Genomic DNA, 15,992 nt, shown 5'->3' with positions numbered 1-15,992 from the left:
AAAAAGCCGCTTTAAAGTGGCTTTTTTGTTTATAGGGAATTTATGATGCGACTTGTAATAAACGTCCACCAGAGATCTGGCTAAAATATTGTTTCAATGCATCCAGACAGCGCAGGACTTTAGTCGGTTGCTGTTCTCGATTAGGCATAACTGCATAAATGGTGACTGGCGGAAGTTTCCATTCAGGCAAGACTTCAATCAGTGAACCATTTAATAAATCTTTTTTAACATCAAGATATAAAATCTTGGCAACTCCGTTACCTTGCAGGCACATGGCTTTTGCAACCAGGCTGTTATTGGTACTAAAGCGTGAGCTCAGTTCAAATTCAACCTTTTCTGCACTATGCACATGCTGAAAACTGAAATTCTGATGATTTTTAATATGCGTTAAAGGCAAAACATCATGATGTTTCAGGTCTTCAGGACGCGAGATAATGGCGGTCTGGTTAATATAGCTTGGCGCAGCAACAAGAATCTGTTCAATCTGCATTAATGGCACAACCTGAAGGTTGTGATCATCATCGTTCTGGTCAAATCGCAGGGCAATATCAATACGCCCTTCCAACAAATCAACCTCATGATTGTTTGTTTCCAGGTGGACTGTCAGGCCACGGTGTGCGGACATCCAGTGAGAAAGTGCAGGAATCACATGATTCGCACATACTTCCGGTAAGGATACAATACGAAGTTCACCAACAAGATCATCACGTAACTCGTTAATGCGAACCTTTCCACGCTCAGCAGCAGACAACATTTCCTGGCAGCTGTGAAAAAAAGCTTGTCCCGCTTCGGTCAGACTTAATTTTCTCGTAGAACGATTTAGAAGTACAACTTCCATATCCTGTTCTAAAGAGCGAATTTGTTGACTCACGGCGCTGGTTGTAATCCCTAGCTCACGTGCAGCACCGCTAAACGAGTTCTTTTCCACAACACAAGCAAAGACACCCATTGCTCGAAGTTGATCTAACATAAATTCCCCTCTAAACTTATGAGATGCTTCATCTTTTGATAAAAGCAACTCATTGTATTATACGGTGAAATTTACGTTTTGCATTATTTATTTAATTATTTGGTAAAACTGCTGTTGGATTAATCGGTTTTCCGTCTAAGCGAACCTGAAACTCAAGCATAGTACGGGTTGTACCAGTCGCCCCCATCTCGGCAATTTTTTGACCAGCCGTTACATTTTGGCCACTTTTCACGCTTAATTTACTGTTATGCGCATAAGCGGTGATATAGCCATTAATATGTTTAACTAATACCAGATTACCATATTCCTTCAGGCCATCTGCTGCATATACCACCTGCCCATCTGCTGCAGCAAAGACCGGATCTCCGACATTACCGCCATAACGGGTACCTTTGATATTTGCAGCCAGATCATAGTTTTGTAATACCGGACCATTTGATGGCTTGACCCAACGTAATCCCGCTGCTGTCGATACTGGGGTAATCGGTGCAGAAGTAGTGGTGGCAGGTTTTGGCGTAGTCTTAACAGTCGTTGGAGCTGGAGTGGTTGGCGCTGGAATCGCAATCGTTTGACGCTGAATCGGGGCAGCTTGGGTAACAGGTTGAGTCGCTGTAGTACGGCGAGCAGTAGTGTTATTTTTCAGGCGAATCGACTGACCCACATAAATACGATACGGTGGAGCAATATCATTCATCTCTGCCACACTGATATAGCTCAGACCATAACGTGCTGCAATGCCACTCAAAGTATCCCCAGAGCGTACCGTATAGAAGTCAGGCGCTGCGGCATAGCGGGTCATATTATTGACCTGAGGTTTAGTGGCACAACCAGTAATAATCATTGTGGAAACAACCACAGTGGACAAAACCAGAGTTTTGATGAAGCTGGATGGTGAAGCATGAATGAAGTATTTCGGTGACACCAAGGACATTATCTTCCTCTCTAACATCTATACGGTTGCAAAAACCCAGTAAGATTAGCAAAGTTTTACTACAATATACTTGTAAGCTTTCATTTTTCACAAACTTATAACATTCATTAGATTTTATTTAGAATCTGGGCTTGCAAAGTGTGAAGTGTGTCATAGTTTGTGGCATCCATCTGAATTGGCGTCACGCTTACATAGCCATTGGCAATTGCAAAAAAGTCTGACTCGATTTCAGTTCCTTTATGTTTTGGCATTGCGACTGCTTCACCCGATAGCCCAATCCAGTAAACCTGACGACCACGTGGATCTACATGACTGGTAATCGGCTTGGACTGGCTACGGCGTCCCTGAAAGGTCACTTTAGTTCCTTTAAGTTCAGCCACATCAGGAATATTCACATTAAAAATATGACGCTCAGGCAAAGTCGGCAAACCTGCCGCAATAAAATCATGTACCCATTGCGCTGCAATGCGATAATCTTCTGGTAAGGTATAAGATCGAACGTTTTGCCCACATAGAGAAACTGCTAATGCAGGTTGTTTGGCCAGACGGCCTTCAAATGCAGCCCCCACCGTACCCGAGTACAGCACATCATCTCCCAGATTGGCACCACTGTTAATGCCGCTGACCACCAGATCGAATTCAACATCAAATAAGCCGTTCATGGCCAAATAGACACAGTCAGCCGGCGTGCCATTAACCGCCCATACATCGGGAGAAATCTGGATCGGTCTTAATGGTCGGTCTAAAGTCAGTGCACTGGAAAATCCGCTACGTTCACTTTCTGGAGCTACCACCACAACACGTCCTAAAGGCCTCAAGGCCTGCGCCAGTGCCTGTATACCTGGTGCAAAAACGCCATCATCATTGGAAATTAATATATTCACTGCAAAATCTCGTTGAGCTAAAAAATGACTCGCTAGGACATTTCATTGTATTAGTTCAGGAATTATATATATTTGTAGCACGATATCCATTAATACATATGGCTTAAGATGATGAAAAAATTCTCTCTTTGGGGTACTTTGGCTTTAAGTTTGGCAACTTTTGTTTCTCCTGCAGTTATTGCCAATGATTTGACAGCTGAAGAAAATGACATGATCGTGAAAGAAGATGTCGCATCTGCACAGGTAATGATTGAAGTATGCCCGGGCATTATTGGTCAGAATGCAAAATTCGATACAACGATTCAGCAGCTGATTCAATCTTATCTAAAAGAATACTCAGACAAATCGATGACCTATCAAAAACTTCAGGCAGACAGTGAATACAAGACTGTGCTTGAAGAAGCACGTCAAGGTGCAAAACAGACTGCAAAAGACGAACAAAAAACAGCGTGTGAAGACGTTTTAGCTTATCAGGAATAAGGTCTTTCTCACTGAAATGAGACGATGCCAGCATCGTCTTTTTTCTCTTACACATTTCTTCATAATTCTACAGCTTCACTACATTTCCCCTCTTTTCAATTTTGAAAATATCTTTAAGCTAACAAATTATTGTTCTACATGTAATTTTTGAGTTTTTTGATGAAACATACATTAATTAAAAGTTTAAGTTTATCTGTTGTTGCTGGTATGACACTTTGGGGAAGCTCGGTTTATGCAGCAAATGAAAATATTGAAGTCACCCCGAGCCAAGAAATCACCAAGCAAGAATTAGCTGCAATTTATGTCCTTTCTGAAATTTGCCCAAGCATGGTCAAAGACAAAGCAAAATTCAATCAGGGTTATAACCAGCTGGTGACTGAATATTTGCCCGGCCAAAAAAATCCGGTTGAGCGCCTGAACCAGATGGTAAAACAGTCAGATTTCCGTAACATTCTGGCCGAAGCACAGAGTGATGCCAAAAAGGCTGGCAAGAAAAAGAATCAGGCCATTTGCAATGAGTTGGTGAGCTACAGTAAATAATCCACTTTTTGCGTGATTGCTTACAATACTTTTGAAATAACCCCGGGTTTCCCATAGAAGTCAGCCTAGCTTTGTCCTAAAATGCTAGGCTCTTCGTGCTTACATCAAGATATTGGAACCCACTAGAAATGACCCAAAAAACTGCCCTTGCTGCATTATTATTAATTCCTAGTTTTAGCTTTGCAGCAACTGTCTTATCTGCACCACCAGAATTGAATAATAAATCTTATGTGCTAATGGACTACGAGACAGGGCAAATTCTCGCATCAAAAAATGAAAATGAAAAATTAGCCCCTGCTTCAATGACCAAGATGATGACCAGTTACATCATCGAGCAGAAGTTATTAAGTGGTGAGCTGACTGAAGATGAACAGGTTCGCATGAATGAATCTGCATGGTGCCGTGGTAGCAGTGCAGAATCATGTATGTATGTGCCTTTAAATGGTACGGCGACTGCCCTAGAAATGTTGCGCGGGATTATTATCCAGTCTGGTAACGATGCATCTAAGGCGATGGCTGAACATATTGCAGGGAACGAGGGTACCTTTGCACATATGATGAACCAAGAAGCGAAACGGATTGGCATGACCAATACCAGCTTCATCAACTCGACTGGTATGCCAGCTGAAGGCCATTATTCGACTGCGAAAGATATGGCAACTTTGGCTCAGCACATCATCAAAGACAGTTCAAAATACTATCCAATCTACTCTGAAAAAGAGTTTACTTTTAACGGGATTAAGCAAGGCAACCGTAATGCCCTGCTCTATACTGATCCAAGTGTAGATGGTTTGAAAACTGGTCATACTGATGAAGCCGGTTACTGTTTAACGACCTCTTCAAAACGTGGCCCGACTCGTCTGATTTCAGTGATTTTCGGTGCACCAACCATGAATGAACGTGCATCGCAAACACGTGAACTTCTGGCTTGGGGTTATGCAAACTTTGAAACCAAAAATGTTCAACCCGCTAAACAGGTTCTAGCCAAGTCTAAAGTCTGGTTTGGTAAGGAAAATGAAGTGCAGATCGGTCTTGCAGAAAACTTTAATGTGACTATGCCTAAAGGTCAGGCCAATGCCATCAAGACTCAATTAGTCGTTCAGCCTAAACTGACTGCGCCTTTACAACCAGGTCAAGTCGTAGGTAAATATGTGGCGACTTTAAACGGCAAAGTAATTGCTGAGAAACCACTTGTTGCACTGAAAGCAGTTGAAGAAGCTGGTTTCTTTGCCCGCATGCTGGATCATATCAAACAATTCTTTAGTAACCTGTTCTAATATTTATTATCAATATTAGATCTTACTAAAGCCAAAGCACACATTCATCGAATGTGTGCTTTTTTATTTTATAATGCTTATAAACTTTCAGGATGATACTGACATGAGCCAAAACATTCGCCCTTATCTGGATACTCGCCCGCAAGTCGCTGACTCTTGTTATATCGATCCGATGGCGGTGGTCGTAGGTGATGTCGTTTTAGGCGAAAATGTATCTGTGTGGCCTTTTGCCGTAATTCGTGGTGATGTGAATCATATTCGTATTGGCAAGAACTCGAATGTACAGGATCATTCTATGTTGCATGTGAGTCATAAAAAGGCGGATAAACCTGAAGGTTCACCACTGATTATTGGTGAAGATGTGACAATTGGTCATCATGTAAAATTACATGGCTGTACCATTGGTAATCGTGTTTTAGTGGGTATCGGTACAATTATTCTCGATGACGTGATTATTGAAGATGATGTGATGATTGGAGCAGGTTCACTGGTACCACCGAATAAGGTATTAGAAAGTGGATACTTGTATGTAGGCAGTCCAGTCAAAAAAGTGCGTCCACTGACTGAAAAGGAAATAGCTTTCTTGCCTTATTCAGCACAAAACTATGTGAAAGTCTCAGGCCATTACAAATAAATCGATAAATTAAGGCTACTTTATGTAGCCTTATCTTAATTAAGGAATAATTACATAATCATTCTTAAAACTATTGGCTTCAAAGTCTCCCTCTACCAGATGCACAAATTTTTGGTTGATTTCGTTTAGTTCCAAACAATCATCCACATCAATCACGGCATCGGCATGAGGTTTAAACCAGGTCTTTTCAATGGCCAGCTTGCCTTGCGCTTTAGCTTCAGTTTTATTTTTAGCAGCAACTACCAGATATTTATGGATTTCACCAAACTGATCTGGCACATAAGCACCTAGATTGATCAGGAATAATTTTAAATCCTGTTTTACAGGTGTGTCCGTCACCTGAACCTGATAATTCAGATCCTGATAGCTAACACCATTGATCGTCATCCAGCCATCGACATGCAGGCCTTTTTGCAAACCAAACCATTGCTGCTTCAAATATGGGAAAGCTGTCTTAATATCTGAACTAATGACCGGAATTACGTCATGTACTTCTACATTGGCTTTTTCATGCTTGCCGCCCAATAAAGCAATGTAGAGCTTGAGTTCAGACATAAAAAAATCCTTTAAAAGCAAAATAGAGAAGACTTTAGCCGCATAGTGTAAATGAAACTTACTCGTTCCACTTCAAGTCAATCATCTCATATTTTTAAAAACCTGAAATTTACTTAAATCAGCATCAATATATTGGATAAAAAAATCCTAATTTGATCTATTTTTAAGCAAGCTTATTTGTATTAAAATAAGGTCCGAACTCCCCTTCTCTTATAAATGAGTCACGCCAATGAAGTAAGTCTATTTTTCTCATCAACGATTATTTTTAGATTGATGTGCAAAATAGATCGTCTGGCTTGATCTTTTCTAGAAAAAATCTCTTGTTTATTTTGTGCATCCTGTATTTATGAGGTTATTTATGACTCAACAGGCATGTGTAATATCCAATCTGACTTTAGAATTCCCTTCCAAACTCATATTTCAGAATTTAAATTTTACCCTTCCTAAAGCTCAGGTCAGCGCTTTAATTGGCCGTAATGGACAAGGTAAGTCTTTGCTCATGCAGCGTTTGCATCAGGCTCAGCATTCTTCTCCACATTGCTCAGGCCAAGTTTCCTGGCAAATGCATCATGCCTATCTACCACAATTGCATCGGTTAAAAGCAGCCACAATTGCTGAAGCACTCGAAGTAAGTCAATTACATCGTGCTTTTAAAAATGTTGAACATGGTACAGCCAGTTTCGAGGATTATGAGCTACTTGAGGATAGTTGGCATTTGCCGCATCAATGGCAGCAACTGTTGAGTTCAGCACAATTACCCACCGATCTGGACTTTCCCGTACAATATTTGAGTGAGGGCCAAAAGACCAAACTTGCTTTATGTAGCTTGTTCTTAAAGCCTGAATATTATTTATTGCTGGATGAGCCGAGCAACCATCTGGATCGTGAAGCGCGAACATGGTTAATAGAGCATTTAAAATTACATCCTGCTGGTGCGTTGATCATTAGTCATGACCGGACTTTGCTAGATCAGGTTGATCATATTTATTATTTAAATGAGCATGGATTACAGCACTTTACTGGAAACTATGCGGAGTTTTTTGAACAGTATCAGAAAAATGTCACTTCACTCGAACAGTCAATTCAGCAGAATCAGCGTGATATTAAACAGATGAAGCACAAGCAGCATGACGTTTTAATGAAAGCACAAAAGCGGGAACGTACCGGAAACAAATTACGTGATTCAAATTCCCAAGCCAAAGTGCTTTTAGACTTTAAAAAGGAACAGGCTGGTCAAAGTATGGGGAAAGTTCAGGCACAGCACCAACGGCAAATTTTGAATGAACAATCTGAGTTAAAAGTTCAAAATCAGCAACTTGAAAAGATAAAACCTCAGCTATTTCAATTTCCAGACCTTAAACCACAGTCTGGTGAAATTCTGCGGGTTAAAGAGTTAAAGCTTCCTTTTGGTACTCCACAGCCTGTGAATCTTGCTTTAAGTGCAGCTGAAAAGATCCATATTATAGGCCGAAACGGAATTGGTAAATCCACTTTGCTGAAACTGGTCGCCCAACAAAAGCAGCAACCTCTAGATCAAATCTTTCTGGCACGAAGCTGTTTTTATCTGGATCAAAATTTTAGTTTTCTCAATGAGGCACTAAGTGCAATTGAAAATTTAAGGCAGATAAATCCTGATATTCCGGAGGTTGAATGGCGTAATCTGTTGGGCCAACTCAGAATTCGTGGTGATAAAGGTACTTATCCTTTGTCTCAGTTAAGTGGTGGTGAAAAGCTGAAAGTGGCGTTATTAGGTCTTAGCCAGGTCTCTCCTCAACCTGAACTTTTATTATTGGATGAGCCTGAGAATCATCTGGATATTGAGTCTAAAGCTTTGTTAGCAAGTGCAATTCGGTCTTATGCCGGCGCTGTGATTTTAGTTTCACACGATGAACAGTTTGTGCGTGATTGCGGGATCACTGACATCTTCAATATGAATAATTTTGATTAAACTTATATATGTAAAAGCCACCTCAACGGGTGGCTGATCAATCACGGGAAATAAACTTATTGTTTTGTAGTCACACCCTGAGAATATAAATTTAATAAGTATTTTGACAGTATGGTATTCCCTACAAATAAAGAGCCTGATTCACTTAAGTGACCATAATCTACCTGAAGCAGGTCTTCTCCTTGAGCTGCACGAATCCGACATTTGTATTGCTGCTGAACATCATCTTTTTTACATAGATGATCAATGAGAGAGATATAGGTAATTCCCTGAGGATATTGTAATTTTTTCATTTTCTCGTCTACCTGAACTGCTCTTAAGTCCAGTCCGGCATCAAATATAAAATCTTCAGCACTATTCCAGTTTTTCGGTTTCACCATCACTTTTGGAAGCGAAGGTTTCCATTGTGAAATTGGCCCCACAATGACGATATTGGATACGCCAAGCTGAAGCAAACTTTTCCCGATGTTTTCCCAATTGGTTTCGTCGTGCTTCAAGGCTTGGGTGATAACCACAATTTTGGGCTTCAGTTCTGCGATGCTCTTTAGTGCCAATTTATTGGAATAGTCACAGGCTTCTTTATAAGCTCCTTTATGGTAGTTGATCTCGGTCAGCGATGCCCGGCAGATAGAAGAGGTTTTCTGATAAAAAGGGATATCATTGGATTTCAGTAATGTCCTCAGCCCTAAAGAAAGTGCCTCAGCATGAGAATCTCCCCATAAGAACACCCCGCCTTCCTTTTGTTTCGTGATACAGACCGGATCAGGATCATAACTATTATGCTCAGTCAGGCTCACGTAAGTATCACATTTCAGCCAGTATGCATCCCTTAAATTTTTGAATTTCTCATTATAATAATCTAAAAATTTTGCCTGTTCTGATGCTGCGCCTTGGCGCAGATCTGTATTAAAACCATTAAATATATTTAAAGTAACTCCTAAGCTCATGAGCACTAGAGAAAAATAAAGCGGTTTTATACGATAAATATCTTTCCACTGATGGTATGAAGGTAATTTAATCTGCTCAATATACTTATAACTCAGAAAACCTAACACTATAGAAAGTGCTATTCCTGCATAAACATAATACTCGGGCAATGAGTAGATATAGATCAGAACCACCAAAGGCCAATGCCAGAGGTAAATAGAATAAGACCAAGTCCCCAGCTTTTGAAATACAATATTATTGGTAAGAACACTGTCATTTCGATGTGCCTGAATTATCAAGAAGGTACCGATAACAGGAAAAACTGCCAGATAACCAGGCCACAAATCTTCTGCTGAAATGAAGAAATAAGACCCCAGTATAAGTGCCAATCCCGTTCCTTCCAGCAACCTTTTCTTATTTTCCTGCAAGGTCAAAGGATAAAGATAAGCAATTCCCCCGATCATCATTTCCCAGGCTCTGGTAGGTAACAGGAAATAAGCCGGATTTGGCCATTTGTAGGTAGCGATCACAGATAGAATGAATCCTAAAATCGTTCCCGCCAACAACACAAATTTCATGGTCTGAATGGACATGAACTTACGCATGGCAATAAGAACGAGCGGATAAATCATATAGAATTGCCATTCGACGGAAAGTGACCAGGTATGTAATAACCACTTTTCGTGAGTGCCTGCCTCAAAATAACCGGATTCCTTCCAGTAACTGATATTGGATAAAAAAGTCATGCTACTCGCGGCATGCTTACCCAATAACTTGTAATCAAAAGGAGTCAAATAAAACCAGCCAAAAATCACTAATACCAGACACAGCACGGCCAAAGCCGGAATAATCCGATTCGCACGAGCCACATAAAATTTCAGAATAGAAAATTTTTCATGTTCTAAATCTTTAAATATGATTCCAGTCATTAAAAAGCCTGAAATCACAAAGAAGACATCTACTCCAACAAAACCGCCAGGCATCCAGGCCGCATTAAAATGAAATAGCATGACTGCAATCACGGCAATTGCTCTGAGACCATTGATGTCTGTTCTGAATTTCATTGGAATCCTGTCCTATAAAGCCTGTTATTTATTTTAATTGTTATGAAATACTGCTAATTTTTATTAAATTTTATTTTAAATCAAATTCTTGCATTGAAACGCAGAATACAAATATTACTGTTTTAGTATTTTATGCACTCATTATATTCTACGCTTTCTTTTTCGCCAAATACCTTTATTGTTAATCATCTAAATTAAAATCCCGAGTATCAACATAGCCACCGCCGCCTAAATTTTGTAGAATACAGTTTTTATTCCATGGTGCTCCTCTATGACCGCTTGGACTGCTCACGTCACTGTCGCAACTGTCGTCGAAAAAAATGGAAAATTCCTGTTTGTTGAAGAACATACTGAAGGTGTCACTCATACCGTATTCAATCAGCCAGCAGGCCATGTTGAGGCAGGTGAAACCATTGTCGAAGCAGCCATTCGTGAAACTATGGAAGAAACCGGCTATCAGGTTAATGTCACTGATCTGATCGGCATTTATACCTATACCCCACCGATGTTCCCGGATCGCACCTATTTCCGTTTCTGTCTGAGAGCAGAAGCCGTCAGCCATGATGAAAATGCTGAACTGGATACCGGTATTGTCGGTGCAGTCTGGATGACGCTGGATGAACTGGTTGAAACCGCACGTGCCCGTAGCCCATTGGTGATTAAAGCCGTGCAGGATGCCCAAGCTGGCAAACGCTATCCTTTATCGCTCATTTACGAGCACCAAAATTCTCCCTTAATTTCAAATTTGGATGCCTAATCCTATGCAACAACGTGTCATCGTCGGTATGTCTGGTGGTGTAGATTCATCTGTGTCTGCAGCTCTCCTCCTTCAACAGGGTTATCAGGTTGAAGGTCTTTTCATGAAAAACTGGGAAGAAGATGACGGCACAGAATACTGTACGGCAATGGAAGATCTTGCCGATGCACAAGCCGTTTGCGACAAGATCGGGATCAAACTGCATACTGCTAACTTCGCAATGGAATACTGGGATCGCGTGTTCGAGCATTTCCTGGCTGAATATGCTGCTGGCCGCACCCCAAACCCGGATATTTTGTGTAATAAAGAAATCAAATTCCGAGCCTTCCTGGATCATGCGATCAATCTCGGCGCTGACTTTATTGCCACCGGTCACTACTGTCGTCGCGGCGAGACCATGACCAATTCACGTGGTGAGCAATATGCCCAATTACTGCGTGGTTATGACAATAATAAAGACCAGACTTACTTCCTGCATGCGGTTCATGGTCGTGAAATTAATAAGACCCTGTTCCCTGTCGGTGAAATTGAAAAACCACAAGTACGTAAAATTGCAGAAGAATTAGGTCTGGCAACAGCCAAGAAAAAAGATTCTACGGGTATCTGTTTTATTGGGGAACGTCGCTTCAATGACTTCTTGAAGCAATATTTACCGGCTCAACCTGGAAAAATCGTGCTGGAAGATGGCAAAGAGGTTGGTGATCATCACGGCTTAATGTACTATACGCTCGGTCAACGCGGCGGGATCGGTATTGGCGGTATGAAAGGCGCGGAAGAAGGTGCCTGGTTTGTGCTGCATAAAGATATCGAAGGTAACCGTCTGGTGGTCGGTCAAGGTCATGAACATCCACTGATGCAAAGTACCATATTGTGGTCTGAAGCGATTGACTGGGTAGCCGGTGAACAGGATATTCCTGAATCAGGTTTCCGCTGTACGGCAAAAACCCGCTACCGTCAGCCTGACCAAGCGTGTACTATTTTCAAGGATCCAGAAACACCAAATGGTGTTCGTGTTGAATTTGATGAGTCGCAACGTGCTGTGACCCCGGGTCAAAGCGTTGTATTCTACTCAGGTGAAGTTTGTTTAGGTGGTGGCGTGATTCATCATACCAATGCGCCTAAACCTGATTTTATTAAAGGATGATTTCGGCATGACGGAGTTACCGTTTCAACAAGCCACAACGTTGAATGTTCGTCAAAATCGTGCATTGGCGCTGGCAGGGGTTTTTCAGGCCACCCAGCTGACGCATATGACTGCATTGACGGGACAGCAAAGCATTGGTGAAAGCGGTAATTTCTATTTTGAGCAGTTGATTAAAGCCAGTTTAAATATCCGTCCAAGTGGCAAGTTAAATGCCCAGACCTTAGACTTCTTTAATCAGCTGGCCGATATTTCCCTCGGTTTAAAAACCCTGGAAAGCAGCATTACCCAACCTTTTAATACGTCCCCAAAATCCAGACTTCCAAAACTTTCATCGACCAAACTTCCAATGTCCTATGCCATGGCACTTCTTCAGTTAGAAAAGAAGGTCTATAGTAATCCCAAGTTTGTTGAAATCATCGAACAATCCCAGCAAAAAATCCTCAGACAGCTCTCCTTCTTCGATAACAATTACATGCATCCCAGCATCATTGCCAACCTCGCTCAGACCTATGTCGATACCGCCGGACAGATCAATCCGCGGATCATGGTGCGTGGCAATGCTGAAGCCTTTAAAGATTCCGGTCATACCAACCGCATCCGTGCTTCACTCTTTACTGGACTGCAGATGGCGCACTTATGGCGTCAGCTTGGTGGCAGTTCATGGGGCATGATTTTTGGCAAGCGCAAGCTGCTACAGGATATCCAAAATCTCGCGCGCTTACAGTTTCAGGTGATCTAAACCATGTTGTTGTACGCGCACCGTTTTTCGTTTAATTCCAAAATTTAGGGAATCGATATGAACGCTTTAACTGCACTTTCTCCATTAGATGGACGCTACGCTAGCAAATGTGATGCGCTGCGCCCTTTTCTTTCTGAGTTTGGTCTGATCCATGCTCGTGTGACTGTTGAAGTGCGTTGGTTACAAGCGCTTGCCAACCGTCCTGAAATCACTGAAGTGCCAGCTTTCTCATCTGAAACCAATGCTGCACTTGATGCGATTGTTGCAAACTTCTCTGAAGAAGATGCCAACCGCATTAAAGAGATCGAACGTACTACGAACCACGACGTGAAAGCGGTGGAGTATTTCCTGAAAGAAAAAATTGCAGGGATTGAAGAGCTGAAAAATGCAGGTGAATTCATTCACTTTGCATGCACCTCTGAAGACATCAATAACCTGTCTCATGCTTTAATGCTGAAAAATGGCCGTGATGTTTTAATCGCGTCTATGCAACAAATTATCGATTCAATCGTGGCTTTGGCTGAGACTCATGCTGAACAGCCAATGCTATCTCGTACCCACGGTCAAACTGCCAGCCCAACCACTTTGGGTAAAGAAATGGCGAACGTGGCTTACCGTCTGGCTCGTCAAATCAAACAGTTCAAAAATGTTGAACTGCTGGGTAAAATCAATGGTGCTGTAGGTAACTACAATGCGCACTACTCTGCTTATCCAGAAATCAACTGGCCTGCTCATTCTCAAGCTTTCGTGGAATCTTTAGGCCTGACTTTCAACCCATATACGACTCAGATCGAACCACATGACTACATGGCGGAACTGTTTGATGCGCTTCGTCGTTTCAACACGATTCTGATCGACTTTAACCGTGACGTTTGGGGCTATATCTCTCTTGGCTTCTTCAAACAAAAACTGAAAGAAGGCGAAGTGGGTTCTTCAACCATGCCGCATAAAGTGAATCCAATCGACTTTGAAAACTCTGAAGGTAATCTGGGTATTGCAAATGCCGTATTGGCTCACCTGGGCGAAAAACTGCCTGTATCTCGCTGGCAGCGTGACCTGACTGACTCTACTGTGCTTCGTAACATGGGTGTTGGTTTTGCACAAAGCTTGATCGCGTTTGAGGCATGCTTAAAAGGTATCGGTAAACTTGAACTGAATGCTGCTCGTATTCTTGAAGATCTTGACCACGCACAAGAAGTTCTGGCTGAACCAATCCAAACAGTAATGCGTCGTTATAACGTTGAAAAACCATACGAAAAACTGAAAGCACTGACTCGTGGTCAAGCGATGACTCGTGACATGATGGTGAGCTTCGTGAATGGTAATGAGCTTGAAGCAGTTCCTGCTGCAGACCGTGCACGTCTGGCTGAAATGACCCCTGCAACTTATACAGGTAATGCTGCTGACCAGGCAAAACAAATTAAAGACTTAATTTCTAAAATCTAATTTAGATAATTAAGACCAAAAGCGAGGCTCCGGCTTCGCTTTTTTTATTTATAATTATTTTCAACTTTAAAACAAAATGACAAATAACAAGATGATGGATCATCGATTAAGCGGCAAACATTTTATTAGCCTGGGGATTTTGCTAGCTGCGATTATTGTTGCCAGCATTCAGCCTCTGGAAATGCAATCCTATTTACTGCATCAGACCGGCACCCTATTTATGATCGGTATGCTGCTGTTCTGTCTGTATAAAATCGGACTGAGCTTTTTCAGTTTCAACCTCTATCTGCTGTTTCTGCTAATTCATGTTGTGGCAGCGCATTATCTATATTCTTATGTGCCTTATAATGACTGGATTCAAGCCCTGTTTGGCTTTAACCTGAATGCAGCCATGGGCTGGACTCGCAACATGTTTGACCGCTTTGTGCATCTGGTTTTTGGCCTGTTGCTCTATCCTGTTTTTCATCGACTGTTTCAGGTCTGGTTACCCCAGCAAAAGTCATTCACCATTTTTCTTCTAGTCATTCAATTTGTGATGGCAACCAGTCTGATTTATGAATGGATTGAATGGCTGATCGCCATTGGCTTATCACCCGAACAGGCTGAAAGTTATAATGGCCAGCAAGGTGATATGTGGGATGCCCATAAAGATATATTATTAGCGACTGTTGGGGCGATGTTTACTGGTGGATTGATGTTAATTCCAGCAAATAAAAAAGCCCACTAAAGTGAGCTTTTGAAATCGCTATGAATTAAAGACTTAGATCCCTACTTTCTTATTTTAAATTATGGAAGTGGGCAATATCGCTGCCAATCATCTTTCATTTTTTGCAATTCATTACCCATTAATATCTCACTATAATAAATAAAATAGGTGGCATCAGGATATTGAATCTTATGTCTGTACATGATTCCACGTAGAGAAACAGGCAACTCTTCTGGGAAATCATCCGCTAAATTCAGTTCTTCAAACTCATAGTTAAAATAACAATTTTGGATTGCTAAATATGCTTCAGCCACGGTCATCTTTCTGCTCTTAATGGAAATATGCTTCATTTTAGCTGATGAGCAGTAGTCATGGCTGATATTTATGAAGGTTCAATCCACTTAACCAGCTTAGATTCTGCCAAATGCGGATATTTGAACTTATCTAAATATTCAAAGCAGGCCTTTTGACCTTGAGGAATTTTCTTTAGATGCTTATCAAAAAATAGATGACGATTATATTGAGTACCATCAAAGCGGATGCTGACACGCTCAAAGTAACCACTCCGACGAGCATTGAATTGGTAAAATTGAATCACGCCACAGTCCTTCGAAGGAATAACTGGTGGAGCATCTGGCTTTAAAAATGCGTAAAGTAAAAAGATTGAAGTGCCCCGAAGAAAGCTGAGCCAAAATAAAATCTTCTTCGATTCGTCAGTGGTTAATTTCGCTTCAGAATAGAACATACATAGCATCGGAATAAAAATGATACTGAAGAAGCCGAATAGTAAAAGAAACGTGAGCATATAAATGAGAAACCACTATAAGTCAGTTATTTATAGCACAATTGTTTGATTTTAGATCACTTGGATTCTCAAATGAAGTGCAACAGAGATTAAATTATTGGAAGGAAGCAAGATGAGCTAGCATTTTGCTTCCGACCGACCAAAGTCAAAGTTGCATCATGAACTATACTCATCTTACTCAAGAA

At 41.3% G+C, this 15,992-nt stretch carries 17 protein-coding genes; 10 read left to right on the top strand and 7 right to left on the bottom strand.

Annotated features, from left to right (window positions below; translation table 11 throughout):
* Window positions 1-40: 40 nt before the first annotated feature.
* The 3 genes from FTV31_RS13585 to surE form a co-directional block, all read right to left on the bottom strand.
* Window positions 41-970, bottom strand: a complete 930-nt coding sequence (locus tag FTV31_RS13585; protein WP_180015333.1) for a LysR family transcriptional regulator — start codon at window positions 968-970, stop codon at window positions 41-43.
* Between the two features lie 91 nt (window positions 971-1,061).
* A complete protein-coding gene (locus FTV31_RS13580) occupies window positions 1,062-1,901 on the bottom strand; it encodes a peptidoglycan DD-metalloendopeptidase family protein (RefSeq protein WP_004782630.1) in 840 nt (279 codons plus the stop codon).
* Between the two features lie 107 nt (window positions 1,902-2,008).
* Entirely contained in the window at window positions 2,009-2,785 is a 777-nt protein-coding gene (gene surE, locus FTV31_RS13575; protein WP_125278414.1) for a 5'/3'-nucleotidase SurE, read from the bottom strand.
* A 108-nt stretch (window positions 2,786-2,893) separates the two neighbouring features.
* Between surE and FTV31_RS13570 the strand changes: the two genes are divergently transcribed.
* The 4 genes from FTV31_RS13570 (at window position 2,894) to FTV31_RS13555 (ending at window position 5,716) form a co-directional block, all read left to right on the top strand.
* Window positions 2,894-3,265 carry an MCR_0457 family protein gene (locus FTV31_RS13570; RefSeq protein ID WP_004782632.1) on the top strand — a complete coding sequence of 124 codons (372 nt, stop codon included), beginning with the start codon at window positions 2,894-2,896 and terminating at the stop codon, window positions 3,263-3,265.
* Between the two features lie 159 nt (window positions 3,266-3,424).
* Complete coding sequence (locus tag FTV31_RS13565; protein ID WP_004782633.1) at window positions 3,425-3,805, top strand: MCR_0457 family protein; 381 nt, start codon at window positions 3,425-3,427, stop codon at window positions 3,803-3,805.
* Between the two features lie 128 nt (window positions 3,806-3,933).
* Window positions 3,934-5,082, top strand: coding sequence for a D-alanyl-D-alanine carboxypeptidase PBP5/6 (gene dacC / locus FTV31_RS13560; protein ID WP_004782636.1), 1,149 nt, complete (start codon window positions 3,934-3,936; stop codon window positions 5,080-5,082).
* Window positions 5,083-5,185: 103 nt separating this feature from the next.
* Window positions 5,186-5,716: a gamma carbonic anhydrase family protein gene (locus FTV31_RS13555; RefSeq protein ID WP_180015331.1), complete on the top strand. Its 531-nt coding sequence runs from the start codon at window positions 5,186-5,188 to the stop codon at window positions 5,714-5,716.
* A 39-nt stretch (window positions 5,717-5,755) separates the two neighbouring features.
* Here FTV31_RS13555 and FTV31_RS13550 read toward each other — a convergent pair whose 3' ends face one another.
* Window positions 5,756-6,271 carry a DUF1543 domain-containing protein gene (locus FTV31_RS13550; protein ID WP_180015329.1) on the bottom strand — a complete coding sequence of 172 codons (516 nt, stop codon included), beginning with the start codon at window positions 6,269-6,271 and terminating at the stop codon, window positions 5,756-5,758.
* Window positions 6,272-6,629: 358 nt separating this feature from the next.
* Here FTV31_RS13550 and FTV31_RS13545 point away from each other — a divergent pair, with 358 nt between their 5' ends.
* A complete protein-coding gene (locus tag FTV31_RS13545) occupies window positions 6,630-8,219 on the top strand; it encodes an ATP-binding cassette domain-containing protein (protein WP_180015327.1) in 1,590 nt (529 codons plus the stop codon).
* 56 nt (window positions 8,220-8,275) lie between these two features.
* Here the strand turns inward: FTV31_RS13545 and FTV31_RS13540 are convergent, their stop codons facing one another.
* Window positions 8,276-10,210 carry an acyltransferase family protein gene (locus FTV31_RS13540; RefSeq protein WP_180015325.1) on the bottom strand — a complete coding sequence of 645 codons (1,935 nt, stop codon included), beginning with the start codon at window positions 10,208-10,210 and terminating at the stop codon, window positions 8,276-8,278.
* A gap of 271 nt (window positions 10,211-10,481) precedes the next feature.
* On the opposite strand from FTV31_RS13540, the gene FTV31_RS13535 reads away from it, so the two are divergent.
* The 5 genes from FTV31_RS13535 to FTV31_RS13515 all read left to right on the top strand — a co-directional run bounded on the left by FTV31_RS13535 (window position 10,482) and on the right by FTV31_RS13515 (window position 15,023).
* Window positions 10,482-10,967: an NUDIX hydrolase gene (locus FTV31_RS13535; RefSeq protein WP_180015323.1), complete on the top strand. Its 486-nt coding sequence runs from the start codon at window positions 10,482-10,484 to the stop codon at window positions 10,965-10,967.
* Between the two features lie 4 nt (window positions 10,968-10,971).
* On the top strand, window positions 10,972-12,111 hold the full coding sequence (mnmA, locus tag FTV31_RS13530; RefSeq protein WP_034703632.1) for a tRNA 2-thiouridine(34) synthase MnmA: 1,140 nt from the start codon (window positions 10,972-10,974) through the stop codon (window positions 12,109-12,111).
* A 7-nt stretch (window positions 12,112-12,118) separates the two neighbouring features.
* Complete coding sequence (gene hflD, locus FTV31_RS13525) at window positions 12,119-12,850, top strand: high frequency lysogenization protein HflD (RefSeq protein ID WP_004782648.1); 732 nt, start codon at window positions 12,119-12,121, stop codon at window positions 12,848-12,850.
* Between the two features lie 57 nt (window positions 12,851-12,907).
* Window positions 12,908-14,296 (top strand): adenylosuccinate lyase, encoded by a 1,389-nt coding sequence (gene purB / locus FTV31_RS13520; protein WP_034703634.1) that lies wholly within the window; start codon window positions 12,908-12,910, stop codon window positions 14,294-14,296.
* 91 nt (window positions 14,297-14,387) lie between these two features.
* Complete coding sequence (locus FTV31_RS13515; RefSeq protein ID WP_180015321.1) at window positions 14,388-15,023, top strand: DUF2238 domain-containing protein; 636 nt, start codon at window positions 14,388-14,390, stop codon at window positions 15,021-15,023.
* A 59-nt stretch (window positions 15,024-15,082) separates the two neighbouring features.
* Here FTV31_RS13515 and FTV31_RS13510 read toward each other — a convergent pair whose 3' ends face one another.
* On the bottom strand, window positions 15,083-15,322 hold the full coding sequence (locus tag FTV31_RS13510; protein ID WP_180015319.1) for a hypothetical protein: 240 nt from the start codon (window positions 15,320-15,322) through the stop codon (window positions 15,083-15,085).
* Window positions 15,323-15,384: 62 nt separating this feature from the next.
* Window positions 15,385-15,807, bottom strand: coding sequence for a hypothetical protein (locus FTV31_RS13505; protein WP_180015317.1), 423 nt, complete (start codon window positions 15,805-15,807; stop codon window positions 15,385-15,387).
* Window positions 15,808-15,992 lie beyond the last annotated feature (185 nt).

It is taken from the genome of Acinetobacter sp. YH16031 (assembly GCF_013417335.1).
Taxonomy (GTDB): Bacteria; Pseudomonadota; Gammaproteobacteria; order Pseudomonadales; family Moraxellaceae; genus Acinetobacter.
The sequence above is the reverse complement of the archived record's forward strand: the minus strand, read 5'-3'. Positions and strand labels throughout refer to the sequence as shown.

What these genes read in the sequence shown, in the direction of transcription:
- FTV31_RS13570 (WP_004782632.1), top strand. Translation starts at nt 2,894, where the DNA reads ATGATGAAAAAATTCTCTCTTTGGGGTACTTTGGCTTTAAGTTTGGCA.
- FTV31_RS13550 (WP_180015329.1), bottom strand. Translation starts at nt 6,271, where the DNA reads ATGTCTGAACTCAAGCTCTACATTGCTTTATTGGGCGGCAAGCATGAA.
- FTV31_RS13510 (WP_180015319.1), bottom strand. Translation starts at nt 15,322, where the DNA reads ATGACCGTGGCTGAAGCATATTTAGCAATCCAAAATTGTTATTTTAAC.
- purB (WP_034703634.1), top strand. Translation starts at nt 12,908, where the DNA reads ATGAACGCTTTAACTGCACTTTCTCCATTAGATGGACGCTACGCTAGC.
- FTV31_RS13555 (WP_180015331.1), top strand. Translation starts at nt 5,186, where the DNA reads ATGAGCCAAAACATTCGCCCTTATCTGGATACTCGCCCGCAAGTCGCT.
- FTV31_RS13565 (WP_004782633.1), top strand. Translation starts at nt 3,425, where the DNA reads ATGAAACATACATTAATTAAAAGTTTAAGTTTATCTGTTGTTGCTGGT.
- FTV31_RS13515 (WP_180015321.1), top strand. Translation starts at nt 14,388, where the DNA reads ATGATGGATCATCGATTAAGCGGCAAACATTTTATTAGCCTGGGGATT.
- mnmA (WP_034703632.1), top strand. Translation starts at nt 10,972, where the DNA reads ATGCAACAACGTGTCATCGTCGGTATGTCTGGTGGTGTAGATTCATCT.
- FTV31_RS13535 (WP_180015323.1), top strand. Translation starts at nt 10,482, where the DNA reads ATGACCGCTTGGACTGCTCACGTCACTGTCGCAACTGTCGTCGAAAAA.
- hflD (WP_004782648.1), top strand. Translation starts at nt 12,119, where the DNA reads ATGACGGAGTTACCGTTTCAACAAGCCACAACGTTGAATGTTCGTCAA.
- FTV31_RS13580 (WP_004782630.1), bottom strand. Translation starts at nt 1,901, where the DNA reads ATGTCCTTGGTGTCACCGAAATACTTCATTCATGCTTCACCATCCAGC.
- FTV31_RS13585 (WP_180015333.1), bottom strand. Translation starts at nt 970, where the DNA reads ATGTTAGATCAACTTCGAGCAATGGGTGTCTTTGCTTGTGTTGTGGAA.
- FTV31_RS13545 (WP_180015327.1), top strand. Translation starts at nt 6,630, where the DNA reads ATGACTCAACAGGCATGTGTAATATCCAATCTGACTTTAGAATTCCCT.
- FTV31_RS13505 (WP_180015317.1), bottom strand. Translation starts at nt 15,807, where the DNA reads ATGCTCACGTTTCTTTTACTATTCGGCTTCTTCAGTATCATTTTTATT.
- dacC (WP_004782636.1), top strand. Translation starts at nt 3,934, where the DNA reads ATGACCCAAAAAACTGCCCTTGCTGCATTATTATTAATTCCTAGTTTT.
- FTV31_RS13540 (WP_180015325.1), bottom strand. Translation starts at nt 10,210, where the DNA reads ATGAAATTCAGAACAGACATCAATGGTCTCAGAGCAATTGCCGTGATT.